Source organism: Arthrobacter sp. STN4, from assembly GCF_024539665.1.
In the GTDB taxonomy this organism is placed as follows: domain Bacteria; phylum Actinomycetota; class Actinomycetes; order Actinomycetales; family Micrococcaceae; genus Specibacter.
The window spans coordinates 59,479-76,158 of the sequence record NZ_JAKZGX010000002.1 but is presented as its reverse complement, the minus strand read 5'-3'; the positions used below and the strand labels follow the sequence as shown (position 1 = coordinate 76,158).

At 65.9% G+C, this 16,680-nt stretch carries 20 protein-coding genes and 1 pseudogene; 13 read left to right on the top strand and 8 right to left on the bottom strand.

The window, feature by feature from the left end:
- The first annotated feature begins 115 nt into the window (after positions 1 to 115).
- The 9 genes and pseudogenes from MMF96_RS02565 to MMF96_RS02530 all read left to right on the top strand — a co-directional run bounded on the left by MMF96_RS02565 (position 116) and on the right by MMF96_RS02530 (position 4,323).
- On the top strand, positions 116 to 313 hold the full coding sequence (locus MMF96_RS02565; RefSeq protein ID WP_256882449.1) for a helix-turn-helix domain-containing protein: 198 nt from the start codon (positions 116 to 118) through the stop codon (positions 311 to 313).
- A gap of 31 nt (positions 314 to 344) precedes the next feature.
- Positions 345 to 1,193: a hypothetical protein gene (locus tag MMF96_RS02560; protein ID WP_256882448.1), complete on the top strand. Its 849-nt coding sequence runs from the start codon at positions 345 to 347 to the stop codon at positions 1,191 to 1,193.
- A gap of 44 nt (positions 1,194 to 1,237) precedes the next feature.
- On the top strand, positions 1,238 to 1,537 hold the full coding sequence (locus MMF96_RS02555; RefSeq protein ID WP_256882447.1) for a hypothetical protein: 300 nt from the start codon (positions 1,238 to 1,240) through the stop codon (positions 1,535 to 1,537).
- A gap of 96 nt (positions 1,538 to 1,633) precedes the next feature.
- On the top strand, positions 1,634 to 2,017 hold the full coding sequence (locus tag MMF96_RS02550) for a hypothetical protein (protein ID WP_256882446.1): 384 nt from the start codon (positions 1,634 to 1,636) through the stop codon (positions 2,015 to 2,017).
- Positions 2,018 to 2,105: 88 nt separating this feature from the next.
- A complete protein-coding gene (locus tag MMF96_RS02545; protein ID WP_256882445.1) occupies positions 2,106 to 2,399 on the top strand; it encodes an NrdH-redoxin in 294 nt (97 codons plus the stop codon).
- Between the two features lie 205 nt (positions 2,400 to 2,604).
- Positions 2,605 to 3,039, top strand: coding sequence for a hypothetical protein (locus tag MMF96_RS02540; RefSeq protein ID WP_256882444.1), 435 nt, complete (start codon positions 2,605 to 2,607; stop codon positions 3,037 to 3,039).
- Positions 3,040 to 3,106: 67 nt separating this feature from the next.
- Positions 3,107 to 3,376, top strand: coding sequence for a hypothetical protein (locus MMF96_RS02535; protein WP_256882443.1), 270 nt, complete (start codon positions 3,107 to 3,109; stop codon positions 3,374 to 3,376).
- Positions 3,377 to 3,588: 212 nt separating this feature from the next.
- A pseudogene (locus MMF96_RS19840) lies at positions 3,589 to 3,807 on the top strand (DUF4236 domain-containing protein); the annotation flags it as partial.
- 168 nt (positions 3,808 to 3,975) lie between these two features.
- Complete coding sequence (locus tag MMF96_RS02530; RefSeq protein ID WP_256882442.1) at positions 3,976 to 4,323, top strand: hypothetical protein; 348 nt, start codon at positions 3,976 to 3,978, stop codon at positions 4,321 to 4,323.
- A gap of 169 nt (positions 4,324 to 4,492) precedes the next feature.
- Here MMF96_RS02530 and MMF96_RS02525 read toward each other — a convergent pair whose 3' ends face one another.
- Positions 4,493 to 4,663, bottom strand: coding sequence for a hypothetical protein (locus MMF96_RS02525; RefSeq protein WP_256882441.1), 171 nt, complete (start codon positions 4,661 to 4,663; stop codon positions 4,493 to 4,495).
- A gap of 98 nt (positions 4,664 to 4,761) precedes the next feature.
- Between MMF96_RS02525 and MMF96_RS02520 the strand changes: the two genes are divergently transcribed.
- On the top strand, positions 4,762 to 5,430 hold the full coding sequence (locus MMF96_RS02520) for an excisionase family DNA-binding protein (protein WP_256882440.1): 669 nt from the start codon (positions 4,762 to 4,764) through the stop codon (positions 5,428 to 5,430).
- Between the two features lie 10 nt (positions 5,431 to 5,440).
- On the top strand, positions 5,441 to 6,145 hold the full coding sequence (locus MMF96_RS02515; protein ID WP_256882439.1) for a hypothetical protein: 705 nt from the start codon (positions 5,441 to 5,443) through the stop codon (positions 6,143 to 6,145).
- Positions 6,146 to 6,163: 18 nt separating this feature from the next.
- Here the strand turns inward: MMF96_RS02515 and MMF96_RS02510 are convergent, their stop codons facing one another.
- Entirely contained in the window at positions 6,164 to 6,478 is a 315-nt protein-coding gene (locus tag MMF96_RS02510) for a hypothetical protein (protein WP_256882438.1), read from the bottom strand.
- Positions 6,479 to 6,673: 195 nt separating this feature from the next.
- Here MMF96_RS02510 and MMF96_RS02505 point away from each other — a divergent pair, with 195 nt between their 5' ends.
- Entirely contained in the window at positions 6,674 to 7,963 is a 1,290-nt protein-coding gene (locus tag MMF96_RS02505; RefSeq protein ID WP_256882437.1) for a hypothetical protein, read from the top strand.
- Between the two features lie 320 nt (positions 7,964 to 8,283).
- Complete coding sequence (locus tag MMF96_RS02500; protein WP_256882436.1) at positions 8,284 to 8,853, top strand: hypothetical protein; 570 nt, start codon at positions 8,284 to 8,286, stop codon at positions 8,851 to 8,853.
- A gap of 123 nt (positions 8,854 to 8,976) precedes the next feature.
- Here MMF96_RS02500 and MMF96_RS02495 read toward each other — a convergent pair whose 3' ends face one another.
- The 6 genes from MMF96_RS02495 to MMF96_RS02470 all read right to left on the bottom strand — a co-directional run bounded on the left by MMF96_RS02495 (position 8,977) and on the right by MMF96_RS02470 (position 16,546).
- Entirely contained in the window at positions 8,977 to 10,356 is a 1,380-nt protein-coding gene (locus MMF96_RS02495) for a hypothetical protein (RefSeq protein ID WP_256882435.1), read from the bottom strand.
- Between the two features lie 142 nt (positions 10,357 to 10,498).
- Positions 10,499 to 11,353 carry a hypothetical protein gene (locus tag MMF96_RS02490; protein WP_256882434.1) on the bottom strand — a complete coding sequence of 285 codons (855 nt, stop codon included), beginning with the start codon at positions 11,351 to 11,353 and terminating at the stop codon, positions 10,499 to 10,501.
- Positions 11,354 to 11,410: 57 nt separating this feature from the next.
- Positions 11,411 to 14,170, bottom strand: a complete 2,760-nt coding sequence (locus MMF96_RS02485) for an FtsK/SpoIIIE domain-containing protein (protein ID WP_256882433.1) — start codon at positions 14,168 to 14,170, stop codon at positions 11,411 to 11,413.
- Positions 14,171 to 14,173: 3 nt separating this feature from the next.
- Positions 14,174 to 15,244: a hypothetical protein gene (locus MMF96_RS02480; protein WP_256882432.1), complete on the bottom strand. Its 1,071-nt coding sequence runs from the start codon at positions 15,242 to 15,244 to the stop codon at positions 14,174 to 14,176.
- Complete coding sequence (locus MMF96_RS02475; protein ID WP_256882431.1) at positions 15,237 to 15,794, bottom strand: hypothetical protein; 558 nt, start codon at positions 15,792 to 15,794, stop codon at positions 15,237 to 15,239. The genes MMF96_RS02480 and MMF96_RS02475 overlap by 8 nt, the downstream gene beginning before the upstream one ends.
- Complete coding sequence (locus tag MMF96_RS02470; protein ID WP_256882430.1) at positions 15,791 to 16,546, bottom strand: hypothetical protein; 756 nt, start codon at positions 16,544 to 16,546, stop codon at positions 15,791 to 15,793. The genes MMF96_RS02475 and MMF96_RS02470 overlap by 4 nt, the downstream gene beginning before the upstream one ends.
- Positions 16,547 to 16,680: the final 134 nt, after the last annotated feature.

Below are 16,680 nucleotides of genomic sequence, written 5' to 3'. Positions count from 1 at the left end.
CTGCAATCAACGAAGACGAAGACAATTTCTAAGAAACAAGTTTGCGCTGCACCATTGTTTACTGTAGAGTATGTATCAGTAGCAACGGTGCAGTGCAAACCCCAAGGAGAACGTCATGAGCAAGACCATCGTCCACCGGGCCGGATTTTCCGTCGCAGAGACCGCCAAGTCTCTCGGCATCACCCCTCATGCGGCGTACCAGGCAATCACGGCAGGTGACATTGAGACGACCCGCGTAGGGTCTCGGATCTACATCCCCGCCCGATGGTTCCGCGATCAGGGACTCGACACGCCTGCCGGCGCCTGCCTCTAACTCCACCCGAAACCCCTAAGGAGCCCCGCAAATGAGCTACGCAGCAGTCACGGAAGACAACCGCCTCATCGCCCTGATGACCGCCCCGGCCGACGTCCAGGAATACGCCACGCTGCTCGACGGCACGGCTGCCCGTGCGCTCGCCGCCACGCGTGTCCTCCGGTGTGGGTCTTCTGGTTGCTCCGCGCCACTGTTCTACCGCGAGGGGGAGGAGATCGCGCCGCACTTCTACCACCTCAACGCCTCTGCGGCCGGCTGCGAGGGATTCACGGGTTCGGCTGGAGCCTGGCACCTGCGGATGCAGTACGAGGTCTTCAAGAACGCCTTCGCCCACGAGTGGCGGATGCAGAGTGCCATCGCGGATGTGGTGATCCGGCGGAAGAACACCCAAAACCGATTCGCGGTGGAGGTCCAACACTCGCCGATCGATCGCGAAACAATCCTGGCCCGCCATGCCGCACACCGCGCCGCCGGCATGATGGGCACGATATGGATTGTGGACGGATCGGCGCTGAAGAAGGGCCTGCGGGTTCACAAGTCCTGGGTCATCGACCTTCTCAAGGCCTGCATGGACACCCCCGCGGCTTACCCCTGCACGGTCCTGGTCTACAAGGACCGCCGGGACGCAGGCGGCACGGAGACTGTCAGCATCATCGACTCCGTGGAGCTGGGCCACGAGGCAGATGGCCGCCGATACGCCCAGGCCAACCTGGTCAAGAAAAACGGCACGGCCGTCCGGTTCCAGATGGATGCCCTCGGCTTCCTGGCGCAGGGCCCGGACCGCTCGAATGTCATCCCCCTCAGCCTGGCCGGTCTCCAACCGCAGCTCGACTCGCTTCCTACCCGCCGCGTCAAGGACGCACTCAAGATCGCCGCCTGATTTCCCGCTACACCAACCCTTCATCCCCGAAAGGCACTCCCGCCATGAAAACCGCCCACACCCCCTCCGTCCACCTCACCGATGGCAACGTCGACTTCGTCGATGACCGCCTTGTCGAAATGAACTCCAGCGTCTTGAAGGTCGACGTCGCACACGCCGAGGCTGCCCGCGCCGCACTCCTCAGCGTCGGCCTCCGCACCAAGCTCATCAACCGCCACTGGCCAGGCTCCCGCACGCGGCAGTACGAGCTCCTCTGGGGCAATCAGACCGCCGAAGAAGAGGCCACCGACCTCGCAGCCGCCCGCGCCGCCCTTGTCCGCGCCGGCTTCGAGCTAGGCATCTAGACCCCACACCCCCGGCAGGCAAGCCGCCCACCGACCCGTCTGCCGGGCACTGACACCACGCAACATTTCGGCAACAACCGCAAAGGAACCCCCACCATGGCCATCCCTGCCCCAGTCCGGCCCATGTACCGACGCCGCCAAAAGCAGGAAGACTTCGTCGTCTTCGGCCCGGCAGACCAGATCACCGAAGTCGGCCCCATCACCGTCCACCTGCGCTCCGGTGCCACCAAGCAGGAGACAATTCTTGGCCTCGGCGCCATCTTCTACATCGGCGAAACTGCCTGCCGCTACGGCTACCTCACCGAGAACACCCGCGCCCTGACCACCAAGGCTCCCGCGACGGCGGCCGCTGAACGAGAGGACGTGGAGCCGGAGGTCGCGATGCCGGCCGGCCCGGTGTCGCTGGATGCAGATGACTTCTGCCCGGACGACGGCACCGACTGGGCAGCGGAGTACCTCGAGGCCACCGAGGCCGCATAGGAACGCCTGAGGGCCCCACAAGCTCACCACCACAAAGACGGTGCCGGTCAATCGGCCAGCGCCACCTACCAGCCCCAGGAGGGCATCCGTGAGCAACAACCCCGCCAGCGCGTCCGTCACGATCGTTTCCAATCCAAGGTGCGTGCAGTGCAAAGCCACTTATCGCGACCTGGCGAGGCACAGCATCCCCCATGCGATTGACGAGGATGTCTTCAGCCCCGATCACGCTCTGGCCCTCTCCCTGGGCCACAGCCAGGCTCCAGTGGTCCTTGTCCGCGACTCCGCCACCGGCATCCTGGTCGATCACTGGAGCGGCTTCCAGCCCGACCGCATCGCCAGCCTCAAGCCCACCCTGCAATCCACGGCCACCGAGGCCGCCTGACCCCCGCCCACCCGCTCACCGAACAGAACCCCGCATCGAGATCGATTGATGCGGGGTTCCTGGCGTTTTTGGGGCGCGAAAGTAGCCCTCTATGATCTTCACCACATTTCCCAGAAAAGGGGCCCCCCGTCTACGCATGGGAAGGGGCAAGCCCCCGGGACCCCGGACCGGCCCAAAAAGCAACACCGCACCGTTAGGAAAGAACATGCGCAACCTTTTAGCCACCAAGCCCACCACCGCCCCCGCAGTCCGCATTAACGCCCTGGCCGGCTTTGACCGCACGGCCGAGGCCTACGAGCTCGCGGAACGGTTCGCCCTGAAGCCCGCAGATCACCAGCACGTGCTCGGCCGGCAGCTCACACTGGCCCTCGCCGTCCACGGCAAGATCCGCGTGGTGCAGGGCGTGCTGCACCGCCGTCTCTCCGGAGGGGGCTTCACCCTCTGCGACTCCGACGGCCTGCAGGTCGTGTCGGTCGATCCCCGCACGGTGATCGCCTGGAGTGCAGATCTGGTCGCGGAACGCTTGGAAACGGCTACATTGCGTGCCCTCCGCGAGCTCCGCGCCGAGGCCCACGCCGCCCTGGTGGCCGAGCTGGATGCCGGCCTGGCCCCCGCCCGCACCTACGCAATGGCCGCCTGACGCCATGACGACGCACAGCTCAGCAGCAAGCTTCCAGCCCAACAATTCGCAATCGAAAGGCACGACCATGGACAACATCACCCCCGCCCCCGAAGCCCGCATGATCACGCTGGCCGAGGCCGAGGGGATCACCGGTTATGATCCCGGCAATTTCACCGACCTGGCCTACAACCTGGGCGGGCACGATGACGAATTCGTGCCAACCTGCTATCTGCCGCAGTCGGACGGCAGCCTTCGCGAGATGACACGGGACCAGGTTGGATTTTTCAGCCTGAGCGACCCTCGGCTCCCCGGCATCCTCATGCGAGAGTCAGACGCCCACAGACTCGTCGAATGAGGATGCCGGCGCGTCGGCTCGCGCCAAGGCTGCGCGCAAGGTCGAGGACGAGGCGGCCATTTGGATCGCTCAGCTGGACGCGCGGGGATCAGGCGACTGGTAGCCCCGCCCACAGCCCCTCCACGGCCGACCAAATCGCTCTGACGGAGCGGTAGACGTGGAGGGGCTGCGAGGCCCTCAGGCGGCGCGCAGTGTGCCGCGGACCTCTTTTAATGTCGGCCAGGAGCGATATGCTCAGCCCCAACAGACAACTTCATTCAAAAGGGGCGGCCGGCATGGGCAGTTTTAGGATTCGGAAATCGAAGAGCTTTGGGCCTATACGGATCACAGCGTCCAAGCGCGGGTTGAGCGCCAGCGTTGGCAAGGGGCCACTCCGCGTCACCCGAAGGGCTGACGGCAAGATCAACCACACTGCACGGATTCCCGGGACCGGGATCTCCTACGTGCACACGAGTGGCGCCGGCGGCCACCCGAATTCACCCCGCGGTGTCGGCACTCGCCCCGGCCGTCCCGCGGCAGCCTCACGTGCCACTGCCGCGGAGCCGATCGGTAACGCGGAGTGGCGAGAGCTGCTGGCGCCAGACGGCGAGGCTCTGGCCATGACCTTCCAGCGCGAATACGTGCGCGCCAAGGTTGCTTCCAAAACGGGTGTCCGGCCGAGCCTGAAGCAGCTGACCGTCGGCCAGGCGGTGCAGATTCTTGCTCGAGTCGGGGAACCAGCGGAACCACTTTGGACTTCCGGGCGCGCCAGTCGCTTCATCAACCGGGGCGCCGTCTTTTCCCGGTGGATGCTTCTGGGCTTGGTGACGCTCTTTGTGTGCTTCATCCCGGCAGTCGGTCCGGTCTTCGGCCTGGCCATCGTGGCCTTGGTTGTGGTTGCCAAGGTCCGGCGGACCCGGCGCCAGCGTATCGAAGATGAGCTGGTTGCGGCGTCGGGCGAGGTGTAGCCGAGTTTCTCCGCGTCTGCTGTACATCGGTCCGGCTTCCGTCGAATTGTGAGCGCCCCGTTCATCATGCCGGAGGTCGGGCGGGCAATGTTGAGGTTGACGCGGATGAAAGATGATTTCCGGATCCAGAAGCATGTTCCGCTGATCGGCTGATCGCTGGCGGGGCGGTTTACTTCAGAGCGGGGTTCTTGCCGTGGCGCGGGATGCGGCGGCGGAGATGTCGGGATCTGGCCGGACGCCCGGCCACGGCCCCGGCGGCCGCTCCCAGCTTCGTAATGACGATGCCGGTGGCGACGATGGTGGCCACGGCCACGGCCGCGGAGGCCACGGCCGGCTTCACTGGTACGGGCTTGGTGACATCTCGATGAAGCGACGCATTCTAGAAGTGATCAATCTCAGCCGGTTACACAATCCTTTCGACTCCGATAGGATTGTGTAATGGCAATGGGAGTGAAAGAAGTCGCGAAGAAGCTGGGTGTGAGCTCCATGCGCGTGCGTGAGCTCATTCATGACGGGCGCCTGGAAGCCGAAAAAGTCGGCAGTCAGTGGGTTATCGACGAAGCGGCCGTGGCGAACAAAGTCTGGATCAAGGCCGCCGGACGGCCCATGGCGCCAAAGAGCGCATTGGCCCTGGCCCTGGAGCTGGAGGGTGACGAGCCGCCCGAGCTGAGTGCCGTAGAGCGACACCGTCTGCAGGGGCATATTCGAAACTTGGCCGCCCACGAGCATCCGAAGGGCCAACTGCAGGCGTGGTTGGCAGGTAGAGCTGAAGCGCTGGACTTTTCCGTCAGCCACGAGGACATCGCAGAACTGCGTGAGGACCCGGCGATCCGTCTCTCAGGCGTCTCGGATCCGCGCTCCGGGTTGCTCCCGGGCGACGAAGTGGAGGCCTACGTGGCCAAGAAAGACCTCCCTGTCCTTAAAAAGGCGTGGTTCATGGTCCCCGCCGGCCCAGGCATCCAGGCGAACGTGAAGCTTCGTGCCGTCGATTGCCTTCCATTAGAGGTCCCCGCGGTCTTTTCTGCCATGGACCTGGCCGAGCGCCCCGGGCCAAGGGAGCAGGCGGCGGCCGATTCGATCCTCAGGCAGGTTCTCCATGCCGATTAAACTGCCCGCTATGCTTCCCGAGCAAGAGGAGTCGTGGCGGGCCATCTTTGAGATCTACGAAGCCCTGTCACACGGGTGGATTCTCATCGGCGGCCAATCCGTCTTCCTCCACGCCGTCGAGCGCGGGGCCACTGCGCCGCGACCGACCAAGGATGCAGATTTCGCGTTGGATATTCGCGCATACCCGCACCACCTCAAGGCGTTCACGACCGCGCTCCTGGGCCTCGGTTTCGAGTCAGCCGGCCAGTCTCCGGCGGGTCACCAGCATCGGTGGATCAGGGGCAATGCCGTTGTGGACGTTCTCATCCCCAGGTACACCGGGGAGCGAAGTGAGAGTCGACTGGGCGCCACAGGCGGCACAACGCTCGCCGCGCCGGCCGTCCAGCAGGCCGTCGAACAAGCGGAGGTCGTGGAGGTGGACGCGGGGGCATCCTCGGGCAAAGTCAATCGCCCAACTTTAATGGCAGCGCTAGTGGGTAAGGCCGGCGCGCTAGCAATTATCGACGACCCCGGCCGCGAACGGCATGTCACGGATTTTCTCACCTTGGCATCTGTGGTTACAGCGCGCGACCTGCGTGGCTACAAGTATCAACCTGCCGCCCGTGCTCATATGGCTAACATGTTGGGAAAACTGGTGACTGAGCCAAAGTGGGTGGACATGATGCCGGAAGCTGGTCCGGGCGTCGAGCGGCTGCGGATGTCGCTGGGGTCCTGACGTGCCACGCCCGCGAGCTCAGGCAGCGCGCAGCACGTCCCTGACGGCCCAGGCCCCATCAGCCTCAGCCACAAGTTCGAAGGTCTGAGTGGCGCTGCGCGGATTCCGGCCCAGGCGGGCTTCGACGCGAATCACGGCGCGGTCTATGACCCCGGCCCCAGTACCCCACGGCAGCCGCGGAGTGTGCTCCCACCACCTCTCCCGCCTCTCAAACCAGCGCACGGGCTCGCCCACCACCGTCCATGTTCGCCCCGCAATCACGACGCTGACCGGGTCGCCGGTCGGGGAGCGGATCGGGGTGACGGGGGAATGTTCGGGTGCATCGGAAGGCATGGGAACATTCTGCCGGAGGGGGCTGACACTGACCTCGTCGCCTGGCCTGTTACACGATTCGACAGGCCGAATGGACGTCCCTTAGGCTAGAAATATACGTACCGTAGTACATGAATGATTCATCCACAAAATTTCAGAGATCGCCACGAGCCGCCACCATCACTCGATCCATTCGCTTGAAAGGCAGCCCGTCCCATGCACCAAAAATCCACTCCGAAGTTCAAGACCCTCGCCGCAGCAGGCATCGCGGCCCTCCTCCTGACCGCCACTCCCGCGCTCACCGGAGCCGCCGCCCCGACCGTCATGTCCATGAGCGTCAGGTCGTGCCCGCCCCTGACGGCCGGCGCGCTCACCGGCACAGGCTGTCCGATTCCCCAAGGGCCTTCCAGCCTGCGTATGAATGGAGCCGACGGCGGACTGGACCAAGGCGGTGCGCTGATGCTCCGCGGCACCGATTACCTGCCAGGCGATACGCTGACCCTCACGCTGGCGGGACTGGAGCCGGTCCAAGTGGTCACCGACGCGGCCGGCGCCTTCGAGACCATCCTGCGCGCCCCGGTCCGATATCACGACGGGCCTGGCGGGTATACGGACTGGCTTGGCCAGGTCCCGCTGACCGTCCAGGAGGCCATTGGCGGCAAGACTGCCAACCTGAAAATCAACGTTTTCAAGGGGCTGCCGATCAAGCCGATCCCCGCGGTGCCCTCGATGGAATTCACGCCGGGCGACACGGCCGCCATCGCGGTCACCGAGCTGAGCCCCGGCAAGGAAGCCGTTGTCACCTCGGGTGGAGTTGAGCTGGCACGGCAGACTGCCGATTCTGCCGGCGCGGCTCTTTTTACGATCACTGTGCCCGAACGCGCTGGGTCCGTGGACACCCTCTCCGGGACTGTCGTGGATGCCCTGACGCTGCAGCAGGCCAGCTGGCAGATCGCCTATGCGGCCGCGGCACCGGTCCCACCGGCCGCCGAAGAACCTGCCCCGCCGGTCCCGCCCGCCGTCGAAGAGCCCGCCCCGGAACCCCCGCCAGCGATTGCAGCGCCCGAACCGGTCTTCCCGCCCAACCCCGTGGCCCCGCCGATCCCGGAGCCGCTGGGTCCGCAGCTGGAGGCGGCACAACCTGCCGCCCCTGTGGCTCAGAAGCCGGTTGTGCCCGTTTTGAAGCCCTCGGCGCCGGTCCTGAAGCCGGCCATCGTCGGCGAGCCGGAGGTCATCACGCTGGGCGTCAAGCCGGTCGCGCCCGTCGAGAAGCCCGCCGTGGCCATCGATCCGCTGACCGTGCCGGTGGCAAAGGTCGCGGTGGACGTGGTGTCGGCAGCGAAGTCGGGGATCATTGCGACGAACGCGCAGGCTCCGGTTGAAGGTGACGCCAAGCCTCAGCCTCAGGCTGCTGGCTCGCTGGCACCATCCGCCGGCATGCTCGGTGCGATGGCGGGCCTCCTGGCGGCCCTGGGGACCGGTTTCAGCCGGCTGCGGAAGGGCTAGACGTGCGCAGGCTCCTGTTGGTGGGCCTGCTCTGCCTCAGCATTGCCTCCTGCGGCGCCGGGACCACCACCGGTGCCGCAGTTGTCCCTGAGCAGAGCGCGGAGGTGACCGCAACGGGTTCTCCGGCTGCCATGCCGGCGGCGTCCGCGACACCAGCCACGTGCCCCACAGCGGTCCCGGCCAGCCTGCCCTGGGCCACGGTCCGCCAGGCCACGCCGGCAGCTCCTGAGGACTCTGGGACGCCTTACGCGGGTCAAACTGCGACGCCCCGGCAGGAAGGCACTGCGGTCTTCGCCGGCCCGTCGTCATGCTTCACGCCGGTGGCTTATCTGCCTCTCAAGACCCTGGGCGAGCTCACTGCCCTTCCGGTCATCGGCACCTCCTCAGGCTGGCTGCACGTGCTCTTGCCCAGCCGCCGTCACCTCCCCTCGGTCGCGCCATCCCCAGCCTCGGTCAATCACGCCTCCGGCTGGATCCAATCAGCCGCGGTCACTACCACCAAAGCCCCGCTCGAGATCGTCGTCGACCAGGTGGCCAAGACGGTCACCCTGCTCGATGCCGGCAAGGCGGTTTACTCTACGGCCATTGAGATGGATGGCGGGACAGACTCGGTGCGGGGACGCACTTTCGTAGTGGGCGTGTACAAGACGGCGGCATCCGAGCAGTGTTCGGAGCAGCCGCTGATCGTGACGGCGCATCAGTCGCAGGGGGCGGATGAGTATCTCGAGGGGGAGGGCGCGGCCCTGCAGGCGCTGCACGGCTTCTCCTGGGGCTGCAAGATCACTCTGCTGAGTGGCAGGACACCCGGTTGCACGGTGATCTCCGATTCCGCCGTGGCGGAGCTGCTGGCGCGCGGTGTAAAGCCGGGGACGGTGGTAACCGTCAAGTAACCTCCGGTCGGCTAATATTGTTGCTTGGCCCCGCGGCTTCCCCCAAGCTGCGGGGCCTTTTTATGCCAAACAAACGCCCGCCTCGTCGAAACCGATGAGGCGGGCGTTTAGTTTCTCTTGGGGCTATTGCTTCCGGAGCCGGGCGACGCCGCTGGCCATTGCCGCCAGGATGCCGGTCAGACTGCCGAGAGCTCCAGCCGCCGGCGCCAGGGAGCCAGCGGCCTGCGGCTGAGGCTTGGATTCGTCCACCGGCGGCAGCGCATTCGTCGTGATGACCGGCTCGACGCCGTCGGCCAGGACGGCCGGCTTCTCCACCCCCTGCCGCTTCACTTCCTGCTTCACTTCCTGCTTCGCTTCAGGCTGCTTCACGGCGGGTTTCACTGCTACCGGCTTTGCACCGGGCTTCACGCCCAACTCATCGACGACCGGGGCGGGTGGCGGCTGAACGCCGCCATTGACGCCGCCATGATCGAGCACGAGGTTGTCACCGCGAGGCGGGGCGGGCGGCTTCTCAAGCTGCGGCGCCAGGGCCCCGGTGGCACTCACGCCGTTGTCGGCCGGCTCCACGGTCAGCGGCACGTCATCGCCGTGCGTGCCAGTCACGCGCACGCCGAGGAAGAAGCCGGCGTCACCGGCCGTCTGCGTGTAGGTCGATCCCGTGGCGCCCGGGATTTCCACGCCACCCCGAGTCCACTGGTACGTCAGAACGGTGCCGGCAGACCACACCCCGGGGTGCGCGGTCAGTACATCCCCGACCATGCGGCCGCCGGTCACGCTCGGCGCCAGGCTATTCTTCACCGTGGGTGCGATCTCCGCGGCCAGCGTCACCTGATCGCTGCCATATGCCGAGGACGCCCTCACGGTGACACTCACCGCGCCGCAAGTCTCGGTCGCCGTGTAGCTGGCCGCCTCACCGGCTCCGTGCCCGTCGCAGAGCCACTCATGGCTGAGGGAGTAGCCTGCCCAGCCCTGCGGATCCACGGTGACGGAGCGCCCAATGCCTGCCGTGCCAGAGAGCGTGGGCCGGGTGGTGATGACCGCGGGCGTGATACCGCCGGTGGCGGTCTGATCGGCCCGCGAGCCGCCCGCCGGGATCGACAGGGTCCACTGGCCGGCATCGGGCGCGTCGATGCCGTTGCGGTGGATTTCTCCGCGAATCTCCACGGAGAGACCGGCGGTGAGGTCAGCCGCGGTGGGCTCGTAACTCAGGCCGTTGGCGCCCGGGATAGGCTGCCCGCCGCTCATCCACTGGTATGAGGTGCGCATGTTGGAGATTCCCTCGCGGAAATTCACATAAAAATCGCCCGGGCTGCTCTCCGCGATCACCGGATCGCCGGCCAGTACGGGGGCAGTGAAAGTGGCCTGCTGGGAGAAGGCCGTCGGCACGGTGCCGGGGGCTGCAGCGGCAGCTACCAGCGGCGCCACGAGGAGCGCACCGGCCAGCGCCGCTGCGGAGAGAACATGTGCCGATCGTGTTTTGCGGGTGTTGCGGGCGGGGACCATGAGGCGGCCTTTCGATAAAATACGAACGAACTACGGTATGTATAATTCTACGGGACCCGGGCCGCATCCCGCCAATCCGCTATCACGCACGAAAAGGGCCCCACCAACCGGCAGGGCCCTTCTTGTACTGCGCACCGGCCGGCTATGCGGCTAGCAGCTCGGACTCGGTTGCGGTGGAGCGCGGGCGGCCGATGTTGAGCAGCCCCTCCTTGGTTTCCGCGCAGGCGGCCACGTACTGCCGCCCGGCCTCGCATGCCTCGGTGACCGCTGCCAGCATGCGCAGAGTGGCCTCCTTCGAGGGGGTCTCCCGGAGTTTGCGGGTAAGCTGGGTGTGCTGGCCGGCCCAAAAATCCTCCCGGCGCTTGGCCTCAAGAAAGGCAAGCATGGTCGGCCCGGGCAACCCCCGGCGCGGCCCCGAGCTCGCAGTAGTCTCGTCGGCCGGCAAGATGATGCGGCGAAGGCGCTCGCTCTCCGCGTGCATGAGGGTGAGCTGCTGGACGGCCTCCTCCAATGCCATTTTGGCTAGGTCGTGCTGGGTGCCAAGATCCTGCGCCGCGGCATCCATCTCCACCTGGATCAGGAGTTCCCGCCGGCGCTGCTCGGCCCGGCGCAGGGCCACCACAGCGTCAGCGTGGGCCTTGACGGCCTTCTCGGCGAACTCGCGGCGCTCGCCGTCCAGGATCCGCTGCAGGCGCTCGGCCTGGTGCTCACCGAGGACAGTTGCGGCCCGCTCGGCCTTGGCCCGTGCCCGGGTGTACGCCTTGGCCATGGCAGCCATGAGCTCCCGCCAGGCTTTGAGCCATGCGGCGACGGCGGCCCCGATGGCGGTTGGCTCGCCGCCGGCCACAACCTCACGGAGGCTGGCAGTCTCAGCCTGGAGCCTCTCGAGGTGATCCTCAAAAGTGAAGTCCAGGCGGACCTGGGCGCGCTCGGCGGCACGGTTCTCGGGGGAGTGGGCAGCGCATCGGCGGCCAGTCTCGGCAATGGATCGGCACATTTTGTGTCCTTTCGATCGGTGTTGCAGTTGTTGTTGGGTAGGTTGTTGATGGATCTGTCAGGCGAACGGGTCGTCGGGGTCGAATGGCAGCGGCAACCCCGCCGGGACCAACTTCGGCTTCACCGCAGCCGGCCCCTCGTCGAAGGCCTCGTCGTCCTCGATCACAAGGGCCGGACGCTTCGGTGCCGCGCCGTTGGTCGGTTCGGCGAACGGGTCGGGGTCGGTGGTTGGAGTGCCGATGGGTGCGGGGGAGAGGTGTTCAGGGAGGCCGAGGTCGTCGACATCGAAAGCGGCGGCAGATGCGGGGGAATCGTTCCGCGCGTCTCCGTTGTCGACCTCCATCACCAGATCGTCCAAGTCCAGCCCGTCCAGATCCATGGATTCCAGCTCCACGACGGCCTTTTTGGTGTAGTCGAAAGCCTCCTCGTATTTTTCGCCCAGCACGTTGTGTGGCTGACTGCCCCAAGGGGTTGCGGTCGGGATGCCGCGCGCCTGGAGCAGCTCCGGCATCGCGGTCGCTTCGGCCCAGCCGACGCGGAAGCCGCTCACGCCGCCGCCGTCAGCACCCATGACTGCCAGGCCGCGCGACCGGGCGTCGTCCAGTTCGGCGAGCTCTGCGCTGGCCGCGTCGACCTGGTCGCCCGAGAAGATCATGGCGATGGAGGCCCGGTCGGGCAGCGAGCCGGGTTTGGCCAGCTGAACGGCCGAGGTAAGGTTTGACCGGAATTCCCCGCCGATGACCGCAGCGTCCGGGCGCTGCATGGCGATGGCGAGGTGTATTCCCACGAAGCGGGCCTCGCGGGCGATCTTCTGGACGTATGTCGCAAAGATTGCCTTCTGCGTATTCTGCTTCTCCAGCTCGTCGCCGAGCAAGGTGTTGGCGAGGAGCTTGTCGACCTTCACCTGGAGGATCAGGGAAAAGTACTCGTCGATCACCAGCAGCACCGGACGAACGTTCTCCGTTTCCCGGACGCTCGCGGGCAGGTCGGCCCAGAAGCGGACTTTGTGCTGCTTGACGAGCTTTTTGCGGCGGGTGAGTTCGGCGTAGACGCTCTGGATCATCTCGGCGGCGTCGTAGAGATTTTCGATCCAGCCGGAGCACCAGGGGCGGATGGCCTCGAAGTCTGCGCCTTCCTTGACGCAGTCGACCATGATCACATCGTGCCCGCGCATCTTGGCGCTCATGATCAGCTGGGTCAGGAAGATCGTCTTCCCCGATCCGGTCGGGCCGGCGGCCAGCGTGTGCGGGCCAAGCTCCAGGTCCACGCCGACGACGGAGCCGGTCGCGTCCAGGCCGAGCGGCAGCGTTGCCCAGTCCGCGGGTGCCTGGCACTCGGGCAGCAATCCCTGCATCGGTACGCGGGCCGGCAGCTTGCGCGGCACGCCGTGGAGCATATGGACGTGACCAGTTTTCGGATCCTCGCGGACAGTCCAGCCGGCAGACCCGACGATTGTCGAGGCAATGTCGATCCACCACAGCGAACGGTTGGCCGAGGAGCCGGAAGGGGTCTTGGCACGGAATATCTCCACGGCGGCCAGGATGCCGGCGCCGGAGTCATCGACGCCGAAGGTCGCCTTGAGTTCAACCTCGTGCCGCAGGACGCCCATGTGTTGGGCGAGACGGTTGCGCAAGTGTTTGACGGCTGGTAGGAGTCGGGCCACGGTTGCCGTCTTGGAGTCGTAATCCCACTCGACGATGTCGACATTGAGGGCTTTAGCCCGGGCCTGGGCCAGGCGGGCAGCATCTTTTTCCCCGAGGCTTTCAGCGCCCAGGTGCCAAACTGTTTCCCCGGGGCGCACAGGCGATTCGCCCTTCATCAGGAAAGCGGTCGAGCCCTCGACGGCGCCGACGGTCCAGCCTTCGCCCTTCCTCGCAGTGATCTTTGCCTGCAGGGCTGCGTGGCCGTCGACCGTGGTGACGTCGATGCCGGCCGGGAGCGGTACGGGGTGGCTGCGGTCGACGTCGTGCACGACGGTGGCGCGGTCCATGAGGCCACCGGACTCCAGGAGCATGTGCCTGCGCTCCTGGGTCGCGAAGTCGGCTGGGCGGAGGACGAGGCGGCGGTGGTTTGAGCGCTTGGTGTCGACCACCCAGTCGGGCATTGACAAGGCCAGGGCAGCCTCCAAGCTGCTGTTATTCCTCTTCGAAGTCACGCTTGCCGGAGCCGGCTCCAGAATGATCGCACCCGTTGACTTCTCCCGCCGGAATTCGGTCTGGTCGTCGAACTGCTGGACCGACACAGCGCACACGGTGGCCAGAGCTGGCCCCAGGTGCGATGTCAGTTCACGGTCGATGCGGTGCCGGTTGGCGCGCAGGATCCCAACGGTGTGGCTGGATGCGATCCAGACACACCAAGCTGCCCATAGGACTTCTGTTGCGAGGGGCCAGACGAGGTATCCGGCGGCCACGGGGAGCAGGACGCCAAAGACCAGCAGCAAGCCGCCGGCGAATGGGTTGCCAAAGGCTGCCGTCCACACGCGGATGAAGGCGGTAGGCCGGAGGCCGATCCCGGCGATGGCACACATCCTGAGCGTGACCACCCAGGCACTGAAGGCCACCAAAGGAAGCGCCTTGTATCCGAAGACCGTCACAGCGCCCAGCGAAATCAGCATCCAGGCCACGTAGCTGGTCCACTGGACAGCCCGGGCAAAAGGACTCTCCGAGTGCGGATCCTTCGCGACCTTCCACCACTGATCACCCCACCAACCGAAGCCGATCGCCAGGAAGAATCCCACGACCTTGGCGATCATGTAGAACACAGATCGGCGGACTGCCTGCTTTGCGATTCCTGTTGCGACGCCTTTGACGATGCCCATGGCCTAGTCCTCCTCCTCCCAGTAGGAGGCGGGGTCTTCGACCTCAGCAGAGGCGGCCTCAGCAGGGGCCTCAGGTGCCACGGTCACGGCCGCGGCCACCTCGGCCGGAACAACTTCGTCCCCGTCCTCTTCCTCAGCCCTGCGCTTCCGCTTGGCAGCAACAGTCGCCCCAGCCACAATCAGCACGACAGCCCCGGCACCCAGGCCAATGACCGGCGTCGTGTTCTTCTTGACGGCAGGCACTTGGGCGGCCGGAGCGGCGACAGCGGGGGTGGGGGTGGAGCTTGCCGTCACCTCGGGTGTAGGGGTTTCAGCAGCGATCTCGGTTGCCTCAGCTGTGGCCGCGTCTGCCGGCTCGGGCGTGGTCACTACCGCAGCCTCATCAGGGTGCTCGTCGATGGCGGCAGATTCGGCGTGGATCCACCCGTAGGCGCCCGTGGCGGGATCAGTGAGAATGGCAATCCACTGGCTACTACCGAAGAGGGATGTGGCCCCCGCCTGGGGCTTCGAAGCCAGGTACTTCTGGCCGGGCAGTAGTCTTCCGATCACCTCGGCTTCGCCGGTGGGGGCCGAGTATATGTCGTAGGCGGCAGCACCGAGTGGACCTCCCATCATGGAAAGCACATCGGATTTCGCCGCGGCGGTCTTGTTGATTACCACTCGCTGATCGAGAGCGAGCCCCTTCGCTGGCATGGACACGACGAAGGTGTCGCCGACGCTTCCGTGCTGGCCCAGGTCCGTAGTGACCGTGTAGCTCGCGTTGAATTCGTCGCGGCGGTCGAAGCTCGTGTATTTGATGTGATCGCCGATTGCGAGTTGGGCGATGGACTTGTCGGTGCCCGGCTCCAGAACCTGGACCTTGCCGATGGCAATCAGCTCGCCCTCCCCGACGGTTACTGGCGCATCCTTGCTGACTGTTGCCGTTGCAGCAGCGGTGTTGGACGAACCGGCCTCAGCGCTTGCGCTCGCGGTCGGCACCGGCTCTTCAGCAGCCTGGGCGCCGAGCGGCACGTAGGCGGTGAGGATACCGGCCATGAGAACGGCAACGGCGAGGTGGCGGGGGAGCTTACGCATTGTCGGAGTCCTTCGTGGTTGCGGGTGTCTCAGTGCGAGTGGGACGCATGCGCAGGAGAGGCCGGACCGCGGTCATGACGCCTTCCCAATGCCAGGCGGCCGCGGCGGCTACCAGGAGGACGGCGAACCCCGCCCACGGAAGTGGCTGGTTGACGATATTGATCGGCGTCAGCAGGATCTTGTAGCCGTGGAAGAAGACGGCCTTGGCAGCCAGGAAAAGAGCGCCCTTGGCCAGGCCCTTGGCCAGTTCCAGGAGCCGGCTGCCGCGGTTGAGGAGGAGCGAGAGGACCGGGGCATCGGTTTGCGCCTGGGCCAGAGTGCCGGCCATTCGAGACGGGCGTGCAACGGCGGAACCGGAGGGATCCTTCCAATTCATCGCTAGGTGGAAAGCGGCCACCACGAGAACCGAGACGATCGCATCCAGCACGCCGTATGCTTGGCCCACCATTCCGAAGATGAGGATTCCAGCACCCATCAGGAGCAGGAAGATCGTTCGCTGCTGCGGCGAAACCGTCTCAACCTTGACGCGAACAACCTTCGGGTCGCTCATCGCTGAACCTTCTTTCCACGAATCCCCGCCACAGCAATGCCGGTCGCCAGCGCGCCCAGAATCAAGGCCCCGCCGGTGACCATGGCCACGCCGGCCGGTCCCATGCCGCCCCGCTCAGCCTCGACGACGTCCTTGGCGTTGTCCGTGGCGTTTGCGTCGCGGGCATCAACAATGGCGAGGTTGGCGGCGTGGAGCATCTGGTTGTAAACGGCTGCCTCTGTGGCGGCCTTGTGGACGGAGGCGACGGTGGAGGTGTCGGGGGTCGGGGCAAAGGGCACGGCTGCGTTGGGTGTGCAGGGCACGGTCGGCACGCCGCCGTTGCGGTCCGCACGCAGCTCGGTGGCCGGCGCGGTCGCAGGCGCCGAGGTAGCCACGACGGCCTCAGGAATGAAGAACGCGGCGTAGCTGCCGCTGACGCATGCGGTCTTGAGGCTCACTGCCCGCCAGGAGGTCCCGTCGAGTGACTGGAAAGGCGCACTCGCCGCGATTTGGAGCGGCGCTGCAGTACTTGGCCCCTCCAGAATTGGCAGGCCAGGCGTCTGATCGGCGCGGGGGAGGCCGTACCGGTCGTAGACCTGCACTGTGCCGCGCTTGAGGGTGATCTCCTCCAGAAGACTATTTTCAGATTGGAGGGGCTCGGGGGCGGTTGCCGACGCAGTGCTGTCTGCAGCCAATGCCAGGCCAGCCGGGCCAGCCAGCAGCAGGACTGCGGTGACGGCAGCTGTGGTGACTGCCCTGGAGAGAGGTTTCATGCGGCTGGCTTCCGTTCGCGAGATACATCCGGTTGTACGTTTGTATCTAGTTTAATCCGGGACCCCGTTTGGCCGCAACTTTTTGTAATAACGGCCCGCGGGCACAAGAAAGGCGAGCCGCGTTGCGACTCGCC